Genomic DNA, 20,705 nt, shown 5'->3' with positions numbered 1-20,705 from the left:
GTTTCCTTGTTCTTAACGTCGTATGGTTCATATCCGAGTTCGGAATCAAGCTCTGATTCAAGGCTCCCTTCCATAAATCCGGCAAGTGCTTCCTTGAATAGTTCCTGAATATCATCCATGCTCTGGATATTCGCTGCCGACAGAAAATCGCTTATCAGCTCTCTTCTTGCACGCTGCTCTTCTGTTTCGTTTCTTCGCCTTCTGCTCATAATTAAAACCTCCGAAGTAGTGTCTCTTCTATTATACACTACTTTGGAGGTTTACACAAATTTTAGGATAGACTCATCTATCTCCGCCATAAGCTCCTCGGTGAGCTTGAGGGCTGCGATGATCTTCTTGTAATGCTCGATGTCTTCGGCGGAGAGCATTGTTTTCTTGCGATCTTTGAGCCATTTCTGTAACGGCTGATAACCGCCTATGTACTGCTCCCACTGTGCCTGCGGTACGTTATCGAAATACTGTGTCTTGCTGATGTACACCCTGCCGTTCTTGTATTCGGGCTTGACGACCTCGTTTGTGCCGTCACCGATGAAGCTGTAAGCTGCGGTATCAAACTCGGTCTGCATCAGGTGGCATTCTCTCAGCTTTCCGCCGATCTCAACCAGTTTCCAGAATGTATCTTGGTCTGTCGGGTACGGCACACGGGGAAAGTCGATTTTCAGGAACTCCTTATACTTCTCACGATATTTTGGAGAGTAAAGAATAGCATAAATATAGTCGAAAAGCTGTAAAGCCATCTCATCATTGTATTTAATACCAATTGGCAATAATAGTTTTGTTGCTAAATCATATTGTATATTAACACTTTTGGCATTATACTCATAATCAAATGTGTATAACGGAAAAACAAACGATTGCTCTCCAGTTTGCATAGATATTGAATTTAAATCTGAAACATATTGTGAGACCATTGCGTGCTGAAATGAAAATGTTGTTTGAAAATGCACTGTAATAATTGATATGTTTTCTGATTCAATAAAATATTTAAAAACTTTATCTCTTGGGTACGCAAGAAATCCTTTCGAGTAACCTGTATAAGCTGTATATCGCCAATCGAATGGGCGATATAAGAACTTAATTATTTGCGGATTATGATTTATGATATCTTCTTTTGCCCATATAATCTTCCAATCTCTGCCATCGGCTGGCAATTCATATTTATATCGCAATTCTTCTGCTGGCAATGTTTGCATATCGTCAATTATGGAATTTACTTGTTGTTCATTAAATGATATTGTTAATTTATCACGTTTTGATTGTACACCAGAATTATATAAAGGGAATAATTCGTCTAATTTTATTCCTTTTTCATATATTTCCTTATTATTAAAATCTTTTTTTACGAAAAAGAAATTAGGGCTAAAAGGTTTAAGTTCATGATTAACATCATTGATATGTAAGTTGTTTAATAACTTGTATTTATGATCTCTTTCACCTTTTATGTCCATATAGTACACTTTAGTTGATTTATCATGTCCTTTATTTTTTACAAATATTCCAATACTAACGCCCTGCTGAATATCAAAAACATTTTCATCCTTTCCACCGTCATCAGCACATTCTTTCTTTTTAATATTACCATGTAGATTGATAATATAAATTGTATCAAACAAGTTGAGTATATGTTCACGCATTACTCTATATGTTACACCATCAAGAAATCCATTATTGGAAATATATGCCAAAATGCCGTTTTCACTATTTTCAAGAAAATATTCGCCTAAACGAATGAATTTTATATAATCATCATCAAGATTATATTTTCTTTCAGTGAGCCCTTTTTTATACTCTGAAATTAGATTTTGAATCCATTCACCTTTATTGCTACTACTGCTACTATAAGGCGGATTACCAATAATCACATTAATGCCGTTATTCTTCTTCGCCTGATTCGCCTCAATAGACTCAAACGCCAGCGGATCATTATCAAACAGCGTCATCTGAAAATCGTCCTTGCCCGCTTCTTCCAGCGAATTTGTCAGGAATACATTCAGACGGTGGTCGCCGCCAAAATCATATCCCGTATCTTTCAGCACCATAGCGAGCTTCATGTGAGCTACGGCATAGGGAGCCATCATCAGCTCAAAACCATTCAGACGGGGCAGCAGGTGCTTCGGCACATACTCGTTCCATGCCTTTTTGATCTGTGCTTCACTCTCACCGCTATGCTTTGCTCTGAAATTATCATATATTTGCAGAATGGTCTGACGCAGGAATGTTCCCGTTCCTGTTGCGGGATCGAGTATCTGAACCGCAGACACTTCCTTTGTGTCCTCGGTCATGCCCTGACCTCTGATCTTTTCACGCATATATTTCACGGTCTTGGTTTCTTCCGATGCCAGACCGTCTGCAAGTCCGAACTCCGTTTTCAGAATACTGTCAACCGCCCTGACAATGAAATTGACAACAGGCTGAGGAGTATAGTAAACGCCTCTCTGCACCTTCTGTGCTTTGTCGTAGGCGGTCAGAAATTCCTCATAGAAATGGATAACAGGGTCTTCACGTCCGCCGCCCGTCTGACGGTTGAAGTCTTTCAGGATAAGGTCGGTATTGGTGTGCGTGAGTATCTCCACAACATTTGCGACTTCCAGCTCATCAAAGGTCAGATGCCGCTCACTGCCTTTGATGAGCCTCGGTCGTGATTACCTGAAAACAGGAGAATACATCGAGATTATTTTCCCTGATTATGATGTCCGCTATATTGCTATAAATGATAACGTGGATACTCTCAAGAGCGAGAATGAGCTGATGGCTTTCAAGAACATTTTTAATGACTGGTACGCCAGGGATACGTCGAAGAAGATTCGTGCTGTATTCAAGGCAAAGGGGCAGTCGGGCAAACCGCTTTCTCTGCCTATTTACGGGTACAAGGCATCTGAGGAAGATAAGCACAAGTGGATCATTGATGATGAGCCTGCAGCGGTTGTCCGCAAAATATACAAGCTCTGTATCAGCGGCTACGGTCCGACTCAGATTGCCCGTAAGCTGACAGAGGAAGGTATTCCCAATCCCACAGCTTATGCAATATCGCAGGGAAGAAACCCGGCTAACAAGAATTCAAGGCTTGACCGCTGGTGTACTGAAACTGTCATTGACATTTTAGAGCACCCCGAATACATCGGTCATACGGTGAACTTCCGTACACGCCGCAAGTCCTACAAGAACAAGTGTAAGATCGAAAATCCGAAAGAGGACTGGCTCATCTTTGAGAATACTCATGAGCCTATCGTTACTCAGCAGGAGTTTGATCTTGTTCAGGAGATGCGTAAGAATAAGCGTAGAAATCAGAAGCAGGAGACTGTAAATCCGTTTTCGGGCATCTGTTACTGTGCTGATTGTGGGAAGAAGCTGTATTTATGCCGTTCCAAAAGCCTTGACGAAGATCAGGAGCATCTGAAATGCTCCACGCACTCGAACGATAAGGATAGCTGTTCTGCTCATTACATCAGGACTGTGGTGTTGAAAGAGTTAGTTTTGAATGCGTTGAACAAGCTTCTTGATAATGTCAAGGACAATGAAGCAGAATTTGTTCAGACAGCTATGGACAATTCAGCATCAAAGCATTCTTCAGATGTTTTCAAGGCAAAGAAAGCTCTCAATCAGGCTAAAAAGCGCATTGCTGAACTTGACAGGCTATTTGCAAGGCTCTATGAGGACAATATCTCAGGTAAGATTTCTGACGAGCGCTTTGCAGTATTGTCCGCAGGATATGAGGATGAACAGAAGAAGCTGAAAGACAAAGTTACAGAGCTTTCCGCTTTTATTGAAACAGCGGAGCAGAAATGTGCTGATGTGAACTCATTTATAAAGGTAGTGCAGAAGTACGAGCATATCACTGAGCTTACTCCTGAGATCATGCATGAGCTTATCGAGAAGATAGTCGTTTATGCTCCTGATAAGAGTGATGGGCATCACGCTCAGCAGATCGAGATACACTTCAGATTTAGTGTTGCTGTAGCTACGGCTATTGCTGACAGCAGAGAATACGACAAAAAGAAAAAGGCTGCGTAACCGCGATGTTACGCAACCTTATCTTCAAATCACATATACTGCTTTATGTGCGCCGCCCTAAAACCGCCTTTTTTATGTAAAAAGCTCCATGTGATGTCACATGGAGCTTTTATATACTTAGTTATTTTTCTTAGCTTCAATATCTGCAAGAGCGTCCTTGCGTGAGAGATTGATTCTGCCCTGACGGTCGATCTCTGTAACCTTAACAACGATCTCGTCACCGATAGAAACAACGTCCTCAACCTTTTCAACTCTCTGCTTGTCAAGCTTAGAGATGTGAACAAGTCCGTCCTTACCGGGAGCTATCTCAACGAATGCACCGAAGTCCATAATTCTTACTACCTTACCCTTGTAGATAGCGCCTACCTCGGGATCATTAGCAATTGTATGGATTATCTGGAGCGCCTTGTTTGCATTATCTCCGTCAATACCGCTGATGAATACGTTACCGTCATCGCTGATATCAATTTTAACATCACAGTCTGCGGATATCTTCTGGATAACCTTACCACCCTGACCGATGACCTCTCGGATCTTGTCAACAGGTATCTTTGTCTGGAGCATCTTAGGAGCGTACTTATTAACCGTAGGTCTGCTCTCTGGGATAGCCTTGAGCATGATCTCATCGAGGATATAGAGACGAGCCTTTCTTGTCTTCTCAAAAGCTTCCTTGATAATAGCAGGAGTAAGCCCGTCTACCTTGATATCCACCTGGATAGCTGTGATACCCTTATGAGTACCGCCAACCTTGAAGTCCATATCGCCGAAGAAGTCCTCAAGACCTTGGATATCGACCATAGTCATGAAATCATCACTGTCCGGAAGTGTGATGAGTCCGCATGAGATACCTGCAACAGGAGCCTTTATCGGTACGCCTGCATCCATAAGAGCAAGAGTAGAGCCGCAGATAGAGCCCTGTGATGTTGAACCGTTAGATGAGAGAACTTCTGAAACCAGTCTCAGTGCGTATGGGAATTCCTCAACAGGTGGGATCACAGGAGCAAGTGCTCTTTCAGCAAGAGCACCATGACCGATCTCACGTCTTCCGGGACCTCTGCTTGGCTTTGTTTCACCAACTGAATAGCTTGGAAAGTTGTACTGGTGCATATATCTCTTTGAGTCTTCTTCATCGAGACCGTCTATCTTCTGAGCATCGCTTACAGGACCGAGTGTAGCAATAGTAAGTACCTGTGTCTGACCTCTTGTGAAGAGACCCGAACCGTGTACTCTCGGAAGAACGCCGACTTCAGCTGCAAGAGGACGTATCTCGTCTATACCACGTCCGTCAACGCGCTTGCCTTCATAGAGCCATGCACGTACTATCTTCTTCTGGAGCTTGTAGATGCACTCATCTATCATAGCGATCTGCTCAGGATACTTTTCATCAAAATTAGCATGGATATCATCAATGATAGGAGCAAGTCTTTCATCACGAACATTCTTGTCGTTTGTATCGAGAGCAAACTTTACGCGGTCAGCGGCAAATGCCTCGATAGCGTCGAACATATCGTGATCAACTTCCATTGACTCAAATGTAAACTTTGGCTTACCGATCTGTGCACGTATATCGCTGATGAAAGCGACCATTTTCTTGATCTCTTCATGTCCCTTGAGGATAGCTTCGAGCATTGTATCCTCGGGAACTTCATTAGCACCAGCCTCGATCATAACGATCTTTTCAGCAGTACCTGCAACAGTAAGTGTAAGGTCAGTCTTAGCTCTCTGCTCGAGAGTAGGATTAAGAACGATCTCTCCGTCAACAAGACCAACGTTTATACCGGCAATAGGACCATTCCACGGAATATCGGAAATAGATATAGCAATAGAAGTTGCGATCATACCTGCGATCTCAGGTGAGTTGTCAGGCTCTACAGCAAGTACAGTCATAACAACGGAAACGTCATTTCTCATGTCCTTAGGGAACAGCGGGCGGATAGGTCTGTCAACACAGCGTGAAGTAAGGATTGCCTTTTCGGAAGGCTTGCCCTCACGCTTTGTGAATGAACCTGGGATTCTGCCTACTGAGTAAAGTCTCTCCTCATAGTCAACAGAAAGAGGGAAGAAGTCAACACCTTCTCTTGGCTTTGCGCTTGCAGTAACGTTTGCCATTACAACAGTCTCGCCGTATCTTACCCAGCATGAGCCGTTGGAAAGGCCGCAGGTCTTGCCTGTCTCAACAACGAGAGGTCTGCCTGCATAAGTCGTTTCAAAGGTTCTGTAGTTTTCAAACATCTTTAATATGCCTCCAATTTTTATAATATTTATCAGAGGAGAGCTTTTAGAAGTTAGAGGTAAAAGTACGATATATCAGCTTCATAGCCTTTACCTCTGACTTCTAATCCCTGCACTCTGATAGACGTAAAGGCAGAAGGGCATAGAACCCCACTGCCTTCTTTTGCATTTGTAATTACTTACGGAGACCGAGCTTCTCAACGATAGCACGGTATCTTTCGATATCCTTTTTCTTGAGATATCCGAGAAGGTTACGTCTGTGACCAACCATCTTGAGAAGACCTCTTCTTGAGTGATGGTCGTTCTTGTGTGTCTTGAGGTGGTTTGTAAGATCGTTGATTCTTCTTGTGAGAATAGCGATCTGAACCTCAGGAGAACCTGTGTCATTTTCGTGTGTTCTGTTAGCCTCGATAACGGCTGTCTTTTCATCCTTCAATAACATTTGAAGCACCTCTTAATAAATATTCCGTCAACTCAGTGGGGGGTGAAAATCGAGGTCATGCCCCGAACCAAGTACACGGTGATAATATTATACCACATAAAAAAGAATTTGTAAAGAGTTTTTTTCGATTTTTGCGAAAAAAATAAGATTCTTTTGTGCAAAAGAAATATATATAGCTTCATCAATTTGTTGCAAATATAGTTTTATAAGGTAAGATAGTTGACTATCGCCGCAATATGTGTTAAAATAGTAATACAAAGGTCTGTCAGATAAGGATTGGAGGATCATTCTATGAAAAAAAATGCATTTGATTATGTATGGACAGATAAAAAACGTTCACTATTCGGACTGCCTCTTACATTCACACGTTACTATCTTACAGAATCCAAGTTCATTACAAGAACTGGATTCCTTAATATCGACGAGGACGAGATAGATCTTTACAAGATAACGGATAAAAAGGTAAAATATCCTTTTTTTCAGCGCTTGTTTAATTGTGGAACTATAATAATCTATAGTCGTGATGCCGATACTCCGTCAAAAGAAGTTCACTGTGTCAAGAATGTCAGAAAGGTCTCTGAGCTTATTGATAAATATCTCAATACCATGCGTGACAAGTATGGTATCAGAGGAAGAGACATGATGAGTATGCACGCACATCACGATCATGATGATGATTTTGATGATGCACAGTATCATGACGGGGATTATTGATTAAAGAGGTGATAGGGACAATGCTCTCGTTTATAACTGAAAAACAATCCAGCTGGGACAAGCTCAAGGCGGAAGAACGTCCCATATTCATCTATGGAATGGGTGACGGTGCATTAAAAATAATGTCCGTTTTCCGTGATAAGCATATAACGGTAGCAGGTATCTTCGCCAGTGATGATTTTGTACGCGGCCACTCTTTTGAGGGGTATAGAGTTCATAAGCTTTCTGAGATTGAGGAAGCAGTCGACGATTTTGTTGTGGTTCTTGCCTTTGCGGCAGGCTATCAGGAGATAGTTGACAAAGTCAAGGAGATAGCTTCCAGGCATACTCTTTATGTACCCGATGTTCCCGTAGTGGGAAGAGGCTTATTTACCTATGAGTACTGCATGGAGAATGAGGAAAAGATACAGCAGGTCTATGACAGCCTTGCTGATGACTATTCCCGCAAGGTATATGCCAATATCATCAACTTTAAGATAAGCGGCAAGATAGATTATCTTTCGGCTGTTACTACTGCTAAAGCCGATATATACAGAAGAATAATAAAGCCGAATATGAATGAGATATATGTTGATCTCGGTGCATACAACGGAGATACGATCAAGGAGCTTTTAGAGTTCACTCAGGGCAGATATACGTCAATATACGCTCTTGAGCCGGATAAGAAGAATTTTAAGAAACTGGCAAAATTCATAGATGGTATGCCTCATGTTTACGCATTTAATTCTGCTGCTTGGTGCATAGATACGGAACTCCCTTTCGCTGCAAAGGCCGGAAGGCAGTCTGCTATTACAGCAGAGTCCGAGAATATGATAGGTGCACTGTCTGTTGACAGTATCCTTTCCAAGAAACCTGCAACGATCATAAAAATGGACGTTGAAGGTTTTGAACGTGAAGCTATATGGGGAGCAGCAAGAACCATCTCTCGATATGCTCCTAAAATGATGGTTTCGCTGTACCACAGAAACGAGGATATATTTGAACTTCCATTGCTCATAAAGAAGCTCAATCCTTCATATAAGCTGTATATAAGACATCAGCTTTATATCCCGGCATGGGAAACAAATCTTTACGCAACAGTATAATAAAAAGCGATAGACCAACATCTATCGCTTTTTGTTTATATCTCTTTAGATTCATATATTTTAACAGATAGCAACCATGATATAAAGAGCATTACTGCCAATACACCAACTGATAATGCGCAGAATAATGCAGGGCTGCTCAAAAGGTTCATCGCTTTTTCAGTTATTTTTTTTGAATTGGAGAGCATCACTCCCGGTACTATTCCACAGAAAAGACCAACGATTATGAGATAAATTATTCTGCCTTTTGTTGTGCCGAATTTATAATTTATAGGCAGTGAGATGCATGGTACAAGTGCGCCTGTTAAAAACGCGATCACTGACATAAGAAGCATTTCGTTGTAAACAGATGGCGATTTATGATTAACGAACAGAATTATTATACCGACGAATAATGCTGAAAAGACAGCCATTATTAATACAGAGATATACTTTGATGACACGATCGCCTTTTTGCTTACAGGCATACAGTAAACATATTGGTTCCAGTGGCTCATTTCATCATATGACATCTGACCAAGAGGAAGCATTGAAAGCAGCATAGGTATTATCATAAGGAACATATTCTGCTCATTGAGTATGCCAAAAATGGCAAAAGCAGGTATGATCAATAGGGATAGTTTGTTGGTTTTTATGTTTGTGATCAATTCTTTTATAAGTAAGCCTTTCATTTACTTTTCCTCCTTAGCCATGAATACGAAAAGATCTTCTATTGTAACAGGTGCTGAATTGAAAGTTGAAGGTGTTTTATCAATATCTACGATAGCTTCAACACCAAATTTACCTATTTTTTTGCCCTTGATTGAAGTTGGATCGAGTTCTGAAAGCTGCTGCTCGGTAAGATTAATGAAGCGGTATTTATCAAGCAGTGCATCTTTTTCCTCAAAAAGCATGAGCTTGCCGTTGTGCATAAAAGCAATGTAATCACATAGCTTTTCAAGATCACTTACTATATGAGATGAAATTAGGATAGAATGATCTTCGGCTCTCGTGAAATCATTGAGAATATCGATTATTTCATCTCTGACAAGCGGATCAAGACCGCTTGTAGGCTCATCAAGTATAAGAAGCTTTGCGTGGTGAGAAAGTGCAATAGCGATCCCAAGCTTCATTTTCATACCCTTTGAAAAGTCATTGAATTTCTTATCCTTTGGAAGTGAAAATGAATCAATATAGCCAAAGAATACTTTTTCGTCCCAGTTTTTAAACATTTTTTTCATTATCTTGTTTATGTCCTTGATATTTAGCGAGGCAGGGATACCAACTTCGTCAAGTACAACGCCGATATCATCTTTTAGATGAGCTGAAATTGTCTGTCCGAGAACATTTATACTTCCATTGTCAGGCTTTGCCATACCAAGTATAGAACGTATAGTTGTGCTTTTTCCTGCTCCGTTTTCACCGATCAATCCCATTATACAACCGCTGGGAAGTTCAAAGGAAACATTATCAAGGGTAAAACCTTTATAGTTCTTTGTGAGATTTTTTACTTCAATAGCGTTCATAAGATCACTCCTGTTCATAGACTATATCAATTATATCTATTATATCATTTTTTGACAGCTGACAGGCAACTGCGAGATTTTTGATTTCCATAATATGCTCTTCGATTTTTTTCAGATTATGCTCCTTGAGCAGCTCTATATTCTGAGCTGCAACGAAACATCCTTTTGCAGGCAAGGTATAGATAAAGCCTTCGCGTTCAAGCTCGTCATAAGCTCTTTTTGTAGTGACAACGCTTATACGCAGGTCTTTTGCCAGATTCCTTATGGAAGGAAGCGGCTCGTTTGCGACAAGCGTTCCATTGATTATCTGATTTTTTATCTGACTATAGATCTGATCGTAGATCGGTGCACCGCTTCTATTGTCGATAAAGATGTTCATCTGTACACTCCTTTCGTACTGTATATATACAGTATACACAGATGTAACGGATTTGTCAAGTACTTTTTCAAAAAAAAATTCTCCCGGAGGGAGATTTTTTTAAACAAGAATAGATTTCAGTTTTTCATAGTTTACCTTTACACCGTCATCAAGGTCAAGATATATGGGGGGGTCAGACATTTGATGAAGCCTTTGAAGAAAACCTTCCATTTCAAGCAGCAGAGCCTGAATACGTGATATATCACGGCGGAGTTTAGGCTTTTCATTTTTGGGCGCGGAAATAAAACCTTTATTGAGTCTGTGAAGTTCGTCTTTCAGCTCATCATAATAGGGGAGAGCATATTTTTTTTCAAGAACAGAGAGCAGGTTTTCATCATAGCGATGAATGTACATCAAAGCTCGAAAGGCGCCTTTTCTGCCGGAAGTGAATTGCCAGTAGATAGGTCGTTTTTTGTATATTTTTGAGTGGTCGGCAAAGAAGCTCTTTTGCAGATAATCATGGATAGTTTTACGTGAGTCATAGCAGCCGCCAAGAACTTTAGCGATAAAATCAAGATTTTCCTCAAGAGTATCGCTGCCGTAGACTTTTTCTATAAAATCAATTATAGCAGCTGTCATGCCGTAGTTTATCTTATTTAACGTCATAATATTGTCGTTGCATGGAATAATGGTTTTATATGCAGAGCTGTCCCATTTGCCGCCTGCAAAGCAAAGACCTTCTCGGTCAAGGGAGTAGCGACCGAATATGCAGCCTACAGCATAGCTGATAAGGCTTTTTATCTCTCTCTGAAGGTCTGCTCGTCTGATAGTAATATCCGAGTCAGCTTCCTGAGGCTGAAGCTCGTCAGAGATATCATACAGGTCGATAAAAAAGCCGTTCAGTTTTTCCTCATTCTGTTTAAGCCTTATGAAGCGTTCATCACATAGCTTTTCCCATTCTTTATACTTGTCTGATATAAGGTAAGACATTTTCTTCTCCTAAAAAAGATACTTCCGAAGGTTATCGGAAGTATCAGTAATTATGCTGTTATTCAAGTACAGGCAGATAAGCGAGAGCATTAAGCTCGGCAGCTTTAGCCTTTGCTTCTGTAAATGTAAGTTTTTCCGTTGTTACATATGAAAGACCGTTCTCACTGTTGTAAACCTCAACACCACCCATATCAGAGCCGCTTGGAACGCGGAAATACCAGCGTGAAGTGAAGTTATCAATGGTTTCAACAAATGAGTTGTCAGCAGAAGACTCCCATGACTGTGAGAATACAGTTACATTGTGCTTTACAGCCTCAATAACATCTCCCATAACTGCACTTGCGGTAGGCAGTTTACCGGCGCCTCTGCCATAGAACATTGTCTGATCAATACCGTCGCCGTAAACAAGAACAGCGTTAAAAACATCGTTTACGCCTGACATAATACTGTCATATGATACCAGCATAGGCATAACAGATGGGAGTATCTTGCCGTTATCCTGCTTTGAAACGCAGGCAATAAGCTTGATTGCATATCCGAGAACATCAGAAGCCTCGACATCGCTAAGCTGTATTTCAGTTATGCCCTTTGTGTAAACACTCTTAGGATAGACGTGCTTGCCGAAAACAAGTGAAGAAATAATACATATCTTTCGGCAGGCGTCATGTCCCTCAATATCAGCTGTAGGATCTTTTTCTGCATAGCCGAGCTCCTGTGCCAGTTTGAGAGCCTCAGCAAAAGGCATATTATCATTGTACATTTTTGTGAGAATGAAATTTGTTGTGCCATTGAGGATACCTGCGACTTTAGTGATATCATTAGCAGCAAGACATCTGTGGAGCGGACGGATTATCGGAATAGCACCGCCAACACTTGCCTCAAAGAAGAAGTTGCAGTTATGAGCTTTAGCTGTCTGAAGGAGAATATCGCCTTTCTCAGCGACAAGTTCCTTATTTGAGGTCGATACACTCTTGCCTTTTTCGAGACAAGCCTTTACAAAAGTAAAAGCAGGCTCAACGCCTCCCATGCATTCTGCAACAGAAACTACTTCATCATCATTAAGTATAACATCAAAGTTTTTGGTAAACTTGTCAGCGTAAGGGGAATCAGGGAAATCCCTGAGATCAAGGATATATTTGATATCCATTTCAGTTCCTGCGTGTTTTTCAATGCTCTTTTTATTCTTATAAAAGAGCTCTACAACGCCCGAACCTACTACACCATGACCTAAAACTGCAAATTTTGCTGACATAAAATAAACCTCCGTAATTTACTCGGCTGAGAGTATCTTGACTTCTAAAACTCCGTCGAGTTCAGTAATTGAATTAAGTTTGGCGAGTTCGTCATTGGATTCGCCGGTGAGTCTGAGTGAAATATTTACCGCAGCAGCTCCGTCAACAGGGATACTCTGATTAACGGTAAGTATATTTGCATTCAGATCATGAAGAAAAACAAGTGCGCTTGAAAGCACTCCTGGACTATCGCTCAAAAGCAGATACATATTAACTATCTTACGGTTAAAAAGCTCTTCATATGAGAAAACGCTGTCCTTGTACTTATAATAAGCGCTTCGTGAAATGCCGATACGCTTACAGGCAGAAGCGAAGCTTTTCTCGCCTTTCTGCGCCATAAGCTTTTTTACTTCAAGAACCTTTGTAAAGACTTCCGGGAGTATTTTTGCGTTGGCAACAATAAGCTGTGATTTGTTATCCATAAAGAAATCACCTTGAAATATATTGTAAAAATCGTCCGCCAGTGGTGAACAACTGTACTTTATATAATTACTATAACATTTTTTTAAGATTTTGTCAATACCAAATAATTTCAGTTTTATTTTATGAAATTAGGTATCTTGACAATAAAATATCCGCAGTATTAACTGCGGATAGAGCTATTTGTCATGATTTTCAAGAATTTTTTTCCTGTATTGGTATGCAGCCTGTTCCTGTTTGTTATCACCAAAATGGTAGTAGACATGGTCAGCGATAGCGTCGGGGAGATACTGCTGTTTGACATAGTGGTCGGGAAAGTTATGAGGATATAGGTAATGCTGCCCCACGACTTTTGCGCCCTTGCCGTCAAAGTGAACATTCTGCAAATGTCTCGGGAAATCAAGTGCATCACAGCTTTTTATATCTTCAAGAGCAGCGTCTATAGCCATACAAGCGCTGTTTGATTTAGGAGCAGTTGCCATAAGTATGATAGCTTCTGCAATAGGCAGCTTTGCTTCAGGAAGTCCAAGCTGCAATGCGGAATCCACACAAGCCTTAACTATAGGAACAGCCATAGGGTAGGCGAGACCTACGTCCTCAGAGGCTATGCAAAGCATTCTTCTGCACAATGATATGATGTCACCTGCTGCGATAAGACGAGCCGCATAATGCAGAGCAGCGTTTTCGTCAGAACCGCGCACAGACTTGTGAAATGCCGACAAAATATCGTAATGCTGGTCGCCGTCGCGGTCATAGCGCATATTGCTTCTTTGAGCGAGGACTTCAAGTGAGTCCTCGGTTATAGTTACTTTTCCGTCGGAAGGCTCTCCGCAGATAACAGCAAGTTCGGCTGTATTCATGGCTTTGCGTACATCACCGCCGCAGCTGTAAGCAATTTTGGTGATTATATCGTCGGAAGCTTCTACTTCATAGCCATTCTCTTCGGACATGATACCAAATGCACGTTTTATAGCAGGTATGAGCTGTTCAGCGGCAACGGGCTTGAATTCGAACACTGTGCTTCGGCTTATAACAGCGTTATAAACTGCAAAGTAAGGATTTTCCGTAGTCGAAGCGATAAGAGTTATATTGCCGTTTTCGATATATTCAAGGAGACTCTGCTGCTGCTTTTTGTTGAGGTACTGTATCTCATCAAGATAGAGCAGTATACCATTTTCGCTGCCGAATGTGCCGATATCTGCAACAACGTCCTTGATATCGGACAGTGAAGCATTGGTACCGTTGAGCTTGTACAGTGACATACCGCAATTCTCAGCGATTATGCGAGCAACAGTAGTCTTACCCACGCCCGACGGACCATAAAATATCATATTCGGAACAGTTCCGCTTTCGATTATACGGCGGAGAGGCTTACCCTCGGCGAGAATATGCTCCTGACCGACCACATCGGCAAGAGTTTTCGGGCGTATTTTATCGGCTAAAGGTGCAGACATAACGTTTCTCCTTTCATTTTACTTTGCAGGTGCGGTGATTTCAATGTGATTCCCCTCTGAATCAACAAATTCAGCCACCCAGTTGTTTCCAATACGGGTTACAGGAAAGCATATCTCTTTTCCGTTAAGCTTTTCATTCAGGCAGTCAATACTTTCAACGCTGATACTTGGCAGGCAGTTGCTGCCGAAAGTGTGCAGTTCATTCTTCTTTTCATAGGCAAATAAGCCCAATCGAAAACCGTTTACATCGAAAACACTGTAAATGTCACTCTTTTCGGTGACTTTCTGCTCGAGAAAGTCCTCGTAATAATTTATGACTCTGTCCATGTCTTTGACGCAAAGATAGAGCGAATTAATGTGAAATTCCATTGTATCACCTTGATTTATACTATAAAAACATAGGGACGGACAGCTCGTCCGTCCCTTAACAGTTATTGATTACTTGTAAAGTGGGAACTTCTCGCAGATAGCATTTACGCCTGCACGAATCTCGTCAGCCTTGTTCTCGAAATCTGTAGCGCAGAGGTAGATGTACTCAGCGATCTTTTCCATTTCCTCGATGCCCAGACCTCTTGTTGTAACAGCAGGAGTACCGATTCTGATACCGCTTGTTACGAAAGGCTTCTCAGGGTCATTGTGGATAGCGTTCTTGTTAACTGTGATATAAACCTCGTCGAGTCTGCGCTCAAGCTCCTTGCCTGTGATGTTGAAGGGACGGAGGTCAACCAGCATGAGGTGGTTGTCTGTACCGCCTGAAACAAGGTTGAAGCCTCTCTTGAGGAGTCCGTCAGCAAGAGCCTTAGCATTCTTAACTATTCTCTGCTGATAGTCCTTGAACTCAGGCTTGAGAGCTTCGCCGAAGCATACAGCCTTAGCAGCGATAGTGTGCATCAGAGGACCGCCCTGTGTACCGGGGAAGATAGCAGAATTGATCTTTTTAGCGAGGAACTCGTTGTTTGTAAGGATAAGACCGCCTCTTGGTCCGCGGAGAGTCTTATGTGTAGTAGTTGTTGTGATATCAGCATATGGAACAGGTGACTCGTGGCAGCCTGCTGCAACGAGACCTGCAATGTGAGCCATATCTACCATAAGGAGTGCGCCGACTGCTCTTGCGATCTCTGAAAGGCGCTTGAAGTCGATAGCGCGGGGATATGCAGAAGCACCGGCAACGATAAGACGAGGCTTTGTTTTGTTTGCAAGCTTGTAAAGCTCGTCATAGTTGATAGTCTCTGTTTCATCATCAAGACCGTATGAAACGAAATTGAAGTACTTACCTGAAAGGTTTACAGGTGAACCGTGTGTAAGGTGTCCGCCGTCAGCAAGGCTCATACCGAGAACAGTGTCACCGGGCTGGAGAACAGCAAAGTAAACAGCTGTATTAGCCTGAGCACCTGAGTGAGGCTGAACGTTTGCGTACTTAGCGCCGAAAAGCTTGCAGGCTCTCTCGATAGCGATTTCTTCTACCTCGTCAACACACTGACATCCGCCATAATAACGCTTTCCCGGATAGCCCTCAGCGTATTTGTTAGTGAGAACACTTCCCATAGCTGCCATAACAGCAGGGGATACTATATTTTCGCTTGCGATCAGCTCAAGATTTCTCTGCTGACGAGCAAGCTCTTTGCCCATAGCTTCGCCGACAGCAGGATCGTAGCTGCTAACGAAACCGATTGAATCCATAAGATCGTTGTACATTATAAGCACTCCTTTAATAATAGTGTTTTGCGCAAATGCATTACTTTATAATTATACATTATATTTCTATAAATTTCAATAGGAAATATAAAAAAAATTCATAAAATTATTTATTCAATAAAGAAAGCTCCCAAAACTTTTTTGTTTTTGGGAACTCTTTTATTTCTGTATTTTATTTTTTATACGTATAGCAGCTTCGGTATGCATTATCCAGTGACGAGAAAATGGCATTTGGATAAGTCCGCGAATATCCTTACTGCACCAGTAATCAATGAGCCAGACAGCACTTTCATTCTTGCTCACACATTCAGAAGCTTTAAGGGCGTTTCTGCGTTCAGATGATATGCTGTATTTCATCATATTATAGGAGAGATCAGCAATAATACTTTCGGTACTATCTTTTACATCGTGTATATAATTATAGAGTTCGTCGATGTTAAGCTGAGACGAAAATTCCGATATTTCATGTTTTAATAGCTCGTTGCCTGTTGTTATGATAGGGGAGTTGATACGCTTCTGATAATCACCGATAAAAAACACCTGTTCATCACTGTTTATTAAAGTATGAGCAACAATATCTTCAATACGGAATATATGCCATAGCGAATAGGCGATATTTTTACTGTGATAGCCGTTTGCGTTTATAAACGGCATTGAATCGAAGCCATTGCGTGACAGTTCTGTTTTAAAAGAATCTAATTCATACATCAACTGCTCTCTGAGCTTATAAAGTGTTTCAATACCGCTTATGTATGAATCTTTCTTTTTGAGCTTCATTTGCATTGCTTTATTGAGCTCTGACCATTCTTTGTTCATGGCTTTCACCTGTATTTTTTATTTCGTGCCGAGTATCTTATCATAATCAAGGAAATTTTCCCAGTCCATGAACTCGTTTGACGTAGCAGTTTTAGCATAATAATTCAGTATGTATGAAGCATCACGAGCGTTTACGCTGCCGTCCATATTGACATCTGCAAGCTTTACAAATTTATCGGAAACGGTATAGTTTTTTGAAGCAGCCATATTTGCATATGCATTAAGCACCGCAGAAGCATCAACAGCATTTATATAGCCGTCCTCATTTAGATCACCGAGGTCTCTGTAGCAGATGATATCAAACTGGCAAAGAGATTTTTTGTCTCCGAGTGGATATACAGTTATCGTAGCCTTATCAGAGTTGGCAAAAGCTTCCGAAAGGGCAGAAGGGGAGGCTTTGCAGCTTGCGGAAATATCCACTACATTTTCCTCAACGATATAATTGCCGTTTTTGTCCTTTTCAGGTTTCTGAACTGCTTTTTTTACGTAAACTTCAAGTCCGTCGAGTATAACATTGCCTTTTGTTGAGAAGTAACGATATTTCTTTGGCGGATTCTTGAATGTTATTGTAGCCGTCTGTGATAAAGCATGGATCGTATAATCATTATCTGCAAACTGTGGATTGATATCCCATGCATAAAAGGCCTGCTCAGTATTCACTCCATAGTGCTTGTGCAGCGAAGAAGTGTCTACAGAGTTATAGTTTATAGGATCACCTTCCTCGACTTCAACAGTTTTCATAAGATTGCCGTCAAAATCAAGAAATTTGATATAATATGTTTTCAGTGTAGTAGGTTCGGTAGTTGGCTCTGTAGTAACTGTAGTTTCAGTTGTTGATTTTGTTTCTTTTGATGTGTTTACAGTAGTTGCAGCTGCGGCGTTTGAGCCGATGTTTGTTGGACTTCCGCCTGCTGTGAATACTGCAAATCCTGCTGCAAAAACAAATACAGCTGAAAATGCAGCCGAGGCAATATTCTTTATATTCATTAAATTACCACCTAACCTTGCCAAACGCAGAATAATCTGCAAAATTTTGAAAGCCTTTGACATACTCTTGCATAATGATCAAGCTTTAGCTTGCGAAGCATGAAATTTGCATACAAAAATCGTTGAGTTTCTTCGTCAAAAGCATATATCGCAAAAAGGATAACTTCATCGTCTGCAAGCTCAGATGAAGCTTTGATAGCCATGGAATGATACTCTTCAAATCTTTCTTCAATATCCTCAAGCCGGTAGAAGCCATGATAGATAAATTCAATATAAAGATCAATATCCATATTTTATGACTCCTTTTATTGATCTTTGGTTTCTTTGGAACTATTCTTTTCTGATCTGTTGATGCTCTTTTTCTTGATCCTGAAGCTGAAAAATCCTGTAATAACAGCTGTAACTATAAATGTTATTACCATTATACATATTATAGTGCCCTTGGGAGTATTTGTTTTGCTTGAGGCATCAGCTGCAAAGACATTTTCAGACGCCGTAAAAGCTAAAAACGCCAGTGATAAAAAGGATAAAAGGATGTTCATAATTCTTTTATGCATACTTTCAGCTCCCTTCTTTTAAGTATTATAACATATTATTCCAGGAATAGCAAGCTGCGCGGCGTAAAATTTCCTGCTCTGCAAAATTTTTACGCGAAAAAGGCTGCGGCGGCTCGCCGCTTATAACATATTATTTCAGAAACAGCAACAATCGCGGCAAAAAAAGTGATGCAGTGATTATTTCGGTAAAACTTAATTGTCATTGAAATTTTGGAAAATTTAAAAAAAGTGCTTGACAAAATATTGTAAAGGTGATATAATAAATATCGTTGATTGTGATAACAAAACCGTCTGGGTGTGGCGCAGTTGGTAGCGCGCTACCTTGGGGTGGTAGAGGCCGTGGGTTCAAGTCCCGTCACTCAGACCAATGCGATCAGCATACCCCAAAAAACCGATACTCACATGAGTATCGGTTTTTTTATACATAATTCTACAATATGCATAATTTTGAGTATTGATTATTATCTGTATTTTTTATTAGAAATCATTGACATAAATATACAAATGATGATATAATTGATTTATCGGTGTATCCGAAATAATTTTATATGTTAAGGAGGCAATTATATGGAATCAATCAAAAAATACGTGGCAGAAGTTATAGGTACTTTTGTACTTGTTCTTCTTGGCTGTGGAACGGCAATGCTTGTTGGCTGTGACGCTAAGAATGGTGGGGGATATATCCTGACCGCTCTTGCATTCGGTCTGGTTATTGTCGGTATGGCTTATTGCGTCGGAAATATCTCAGGATGTCATATCAATCCTGCGGTTTCTCTTGCTGTTTTAATTAGCGGTGGAATGACAGTTACCGATTTTATTGGTTATGTAGTTTCACAGTGCCTTGGTGCTATTGCTGGTGCCGGAACATTAAAGCTTATCTTTGATCTCGGAAATGTAACCGATATGACTGGTGGATACGGTGCAAACGGTCTTGCAGGAGTAAACGGAAACGCTGGAGCTGGTATTATCGTAGAGATAGTTCTTACATTTATATTTGTACTCACTATTCTCGGAGTTACTTCAAAGAACGCAAAGCACGGTTCATTTGGCGGACTTATTATCGGACTTACATTAACACTGGTTCACATTTTCGGAATCGGACTTACAGGTACATCTGTAAACCCTGCAAGAAGTCTCGGACCTGCAATTTTAGCAGGAGGAGACGCTCTCAGTGATCTCTGGGTATTTATAGTTGGACCATTTGTCGGAGCATTAATTGCTGCTGTAGTTTATAAATGTCTTGAGCCGGCTGTAAAAGCTGCTCCTGTGCCTGTTGAGAAGGCTGCTGCTCCAAGCAAAAATACTTCCACAGCTAAGCCAGCTAATCACAACAATAAAAAGAAAAAAAAGTAATTTTAAAGGCTCCCGATATGGGAGCCTTTTTTGTATGGAATATTGAATTCTTGTTGTAGAAGTGATATAATAACAATAATGAATTGCAAAGTAAAGTTTCACCAAATCAAAGATAGATAGCATATTAGCCCTTAGATTAATCTGAGGGTTTTTTGCCGCCTTATTATATAAATAAGGTCTTTACGCCTTAACAGCCTTTTATGCAACCGCTAGTGGCTTTATAATCTGCGCTCGGTCTGGCTATGACGTAACAACCCCACCACGCAACAACAGGATAGCCCCGTAAAGGGGCTTCAAGCCCATGCGAAGCATAACAATATAGCCCCATGGCGTCAGCCTCAAAAAAAGCAAATACGCGCTTGCACTTTAAGGATAAGATAAGATAAGAAAAGATAGCAGGGTGTGGGACGCCGTCCCACAAGCACAGCTTATTGTTGGAACTAGTTGGAACTGTTGCAAGCTGTGGAGTTCGGTACGATCTCCACAGCTTTCAATAGTTTCAACTGGTTTCAAGCTGTTGGCTGTGCTTCCTAGTACCCAAACAAATTACCCTCATAGCTAGACCGAGCGCACACCTTTAAAAAACGCCCCTAGCGGTTGCATAATTGGCTGTCTGGCGTAAACAGGTAAAAATTTAAATCCCCCTTATAGGGTAATGTCATTAAGCTAAGGAAAAACAAAATAGTCACAGGGTGAACAAAGATCCTGTGACTATTTTTATGAATATAATGTAAATTTTTGCAAAAAGGTATTGACAAAAAGCCGAAAATGTGCGGCGAAGCCAATCAGATATA

General features: G+C 40.9%; 20 protein-coding genes, 1 tRNA gene and 1 pseudogene. 5 read left to right on the top strand and 17 right to left on the bottom strand.

The window, feature by feature from the left end:
• Both K5677_RS08090 and K5677_RS08085 read right to left on the bottom strand, forming a co-directional pair.
• A pseudogene (locus K5677_RS08090) lies at positions 1 to 209 on the bottom strand (IS256 family transposase); the annotation flags it as partial.
• A gap of 51 nt (positions 210 to 260) precedes the next feature.
• On the bottom strand, positions 261 to 2,573 hold the full coding sequence (locus tag K5677_RS08085) for a type ISP restriction/modification enzyme (RefSeq protein ID WP_296726632.1): 2,313 nt from the start codon (positions 2,571 to 2,573) through the stop codon (positions 261 to 263).
• A 43-nt stretch (positions 2,574 to 2,616) separates the two neighbouring features.
• On the opposite strand from K5677_RS08085, the gene K5677_RS08080 reads away from it, so the two are divergent.
• Positions 2,617 to 4,011: a recombinase family protein gene (locus tag K5677_RS08080; protein ID WP_296726635.1), complete on the top strand. Its 1,395-nt coding sequence runs from the start codon at positions 2,617 to 2,619 to the stop codon at positions 4,009 to 4,011.
• Positions 4,012 to 4,128: 117 nt separating this feature from the next.
• Here K5677_RS08080 and K5677_RS08075 read toward each other — a convergent pair whose 3' ends face one another.
• Both K5677_RS08075 and rpsO read right to left on the bottom strand, forming a co-directional pair.
• Entirely contained in the window at positions 4,129 to 6,243 is a 2,115-nt protein-coding gene (locus tag K5677_RS08075) for a polyribonucleotide nucleotidyltransferase (RefSeq protein WP_296726630.1), read from the bottom strand.
• Positions 6,244 to 6,418: 175 nt separating this feature from the next.
• Positions 6,419 to 6,685: a 30S ribosomal protein S15 gene (gene rpsO / locus K5677_RS08070; RefSeq protein WP_296726629.1), complete on the bottom strand. Its 267-nt coding sequence runs from the start codon at positions 6,683 to 6,685 to the stop codon at positions 6,419 to 6,421.
• A gap of 291 nt (positions 6,686 to 6,976) precedes the next feature.
• Here rpsO and K5677_RS08065 point away from each other — a divergent pair, with 291 nt between their 5' ends.
• Complete coding sequence (locus K5677_RS08065; RefSeq protein ID WP_296726627.1) at positions 6,977 to 7,399, top strand: PH domain-containing protein; 423 nt, start codon at positions 6,977 to 6,979, stop codon at positions 7,397 to 7,399.
• Between the two features lie 20 nt (positions 7,400 to 7,419).
• Entirely contained in the window at positions 7,420 to 8,484 is a 1,065-nt protein-coding gene (locus K5677_RS08060) for an FkbM family methyltransferase (protein WP_296726625.1), read from the top strand.
• Between the two features lie 35 nt (positions 8,485 to 8,519).
• Here the strand turns inward: K5677_RS08060 and K5677_RS08055 are convergent, their stop codons facing one another.
• The 13 genes from K5677_RS08055 to K5677_RS07995 form a co-directional block, all read right to left on the bottom strand.
• Entirely contained in the window at positions 8,520 to 9,155 is a 636-nt protein-coding gene (locus K5677_RS08055; protein ID WP_296726624.1) for an ABC-2 transporter permease, read from the bottom strand.
• On the bottom strand, positions 9,156 to 9,989 hold the full coding sequence (locus K5677_RS08050) for an ABC transporter ATP-binding protein (protein WP_296726622.1): 834 nt from the start codon (positions 9,987 to 9,989) through the stop codon (positions 9,156 to 9,158).
• Between the two features lie 4 nt (positions 9,990 to 9,993).
• Positions 9,994 to 10,368, bottom strand: coding sequence for a GntR family transcriptional regulator (locus tag K5677_RS08045; RefSeq protein WP_296726619.1), 375 nt, complete (start codon positions 10,366 to 10,368; stop codon positions 9,994 to 9,996).
• Positions 10,369 to 10,467: 99 nt separating this feature from the next.
• Complete coding sequence (locus K5677_RS08040; RefSeq protein WP_296726616.1) at positions 10,468 to 11,337, bottom strand: hypothetical protein; 870 nt, start codon at positions 11,335 to 11,337, stop codon at positions 10,468 to 10,470.
• Positions 11,338 to 11,395: 58 nt separating this feature from the next.
• Positions 11,396 to 12,589, bottom strand: a complete 1,194-nt coding sequence (locus K5677_RS08035) for a homoserine dehydrogenase (RefSeq protein ID WP_296726614.1) — start codon at positions 12,587 to 12,589, stop codon at positions 11,396 to 11,398.
• A gap of 18 nt (positions 12,590 to 12,607) precedes the next feature.
• Positions 12,608 to 13,051: an ACT domain-containing protein gene (locus tag K5677_RS08030; protein ID WP_296726611.1), complete on the bottom strand. Its 444-nt coding sequence runs from the start codon at positions 13,049 to 13,051 to the stop codon at positions 12,608 to 12,610.
• A 177-nt stretch (positions 13,052 to 13,228) separates the two neighbouring features.
• Positions 13,229 to 14,503, bottom strand: a complete 1,275-nt coding sequence (locus K5677_RS08025; RefSeq protein ID WP_296726608.1) for a replication-associated recombination protein A — start codon at positions 14,501 to 14,503, stop codon at positions 13,229 to 13,231.
• Between the two features lie 18 nt (positions 14,504 to 14,521).
• Positions 14,522 to 14,872 carry a VOC family protein gene (locus tag K5677_RS08020; RefSeq protein ID WP_296726606.1) on the bottom strand — a complete coding sequence of 117 codons (351 nt, stop codon included), beginning with the start codon at positions 14,870 to 14,872 and terminating at the stop codon, positions 14,522 to 14,524.
• Between the two features lie 69 nt (positions 14,873 to 14,941).
• The gene (gene glyA, locus K5677_RS08015; protein WP_296726603.1) at positions 14,942 to 16,198 is read right to left on the bottom strand and encodes a serine hydroxymethyltransferase; all 1,257 of its coding nucleotides are present in this window, start codon (positions 16,196 to 16,198) and stop codon (positions 14,942 to 14,944) included.
• 159 nt (positions 16,199 to 16,357) lie between these two features.
• The gene (locus tag K5677_RS08010; protein WP_296726599.1) at positions 16,358 to 17,014 is read right to left on the bottom strand and encodes a phage head-tail adapter protein; all 657 of its coding nucleotides are present in this window, start codon (positions 17,012 to 17,014) and stop codon (positions 16,358 to 16,360) included.
• An 18-nt stretch (positions 17,015 to 17,032) separates the two neighbouring features.
• The gene (locus K5677_RS08005) at positions 17,033 to 18,001 is read right to left on the bottom strand and encodes a dockerin type I domain-containing protein (protein ID WP_296726598.1); all 969 of its coding nucleotides are present in this window, start codon (positions 17,999 to 18,001) and stop codon (positions 17,033 to 17,035) included.
• A gap of 11 nt (positions 18,002 to 18,012) precedes the next feature.
• Entirely contained in the window at positions 18,013 to 18,291 is a 279-nt protein-coding gene (locus K5677_RS08000; RefSeq protein ID WP_296726595.1) for a hypothetical protein, read from the bottom strand.
• Between the two features lie 15 nt (positions 18,292 to 18,306).
• A complete protein-coding gene (locus tag K5677_RS07995; protein WP_296726593.1) occupies positions 18,307 to 18,558 on the bottom strand; it encodes a hypothetical protein in 252 nt (83 codons plus the stop codon).
• A 291-nt stretch (positions 18,559 to 18,849) separates the two neighbouring features.
• Between K5677_RS07995 and K5677_RS07990 the strand changes: the two genes are divergently transcribed.
• Together K5677_RS07990 and K5677_RS07985 are read left to right on the top strand one after the other, a co-directional pair.
• Positions 18,850 to 18,925: transfer RNA gene (locus K5677_RS07990), tRNA-Pro, on the top strand.
• Between the two features lie 200 nt (positions 18,926 to 19,125).
• Positions 19,126 to 19,911, top strand: a complete 786-nt coding sequence (locus K5677_RS07985) for an MIP family channel protein (RefSeq protein WP_296726590.1) — start codon at positions 19,126 to 19,128, stop codon at positions 19,909 to 19,911.
• Positions 19,912 to 20,705: the final 794 nt, after the last annotated feature.

It is taken from the genome of Ruminococcus sp. (assembly GCF_024684275.1).
This window is presented reverse-complemented; position numbering and strand designations above follow the sequence as displayed.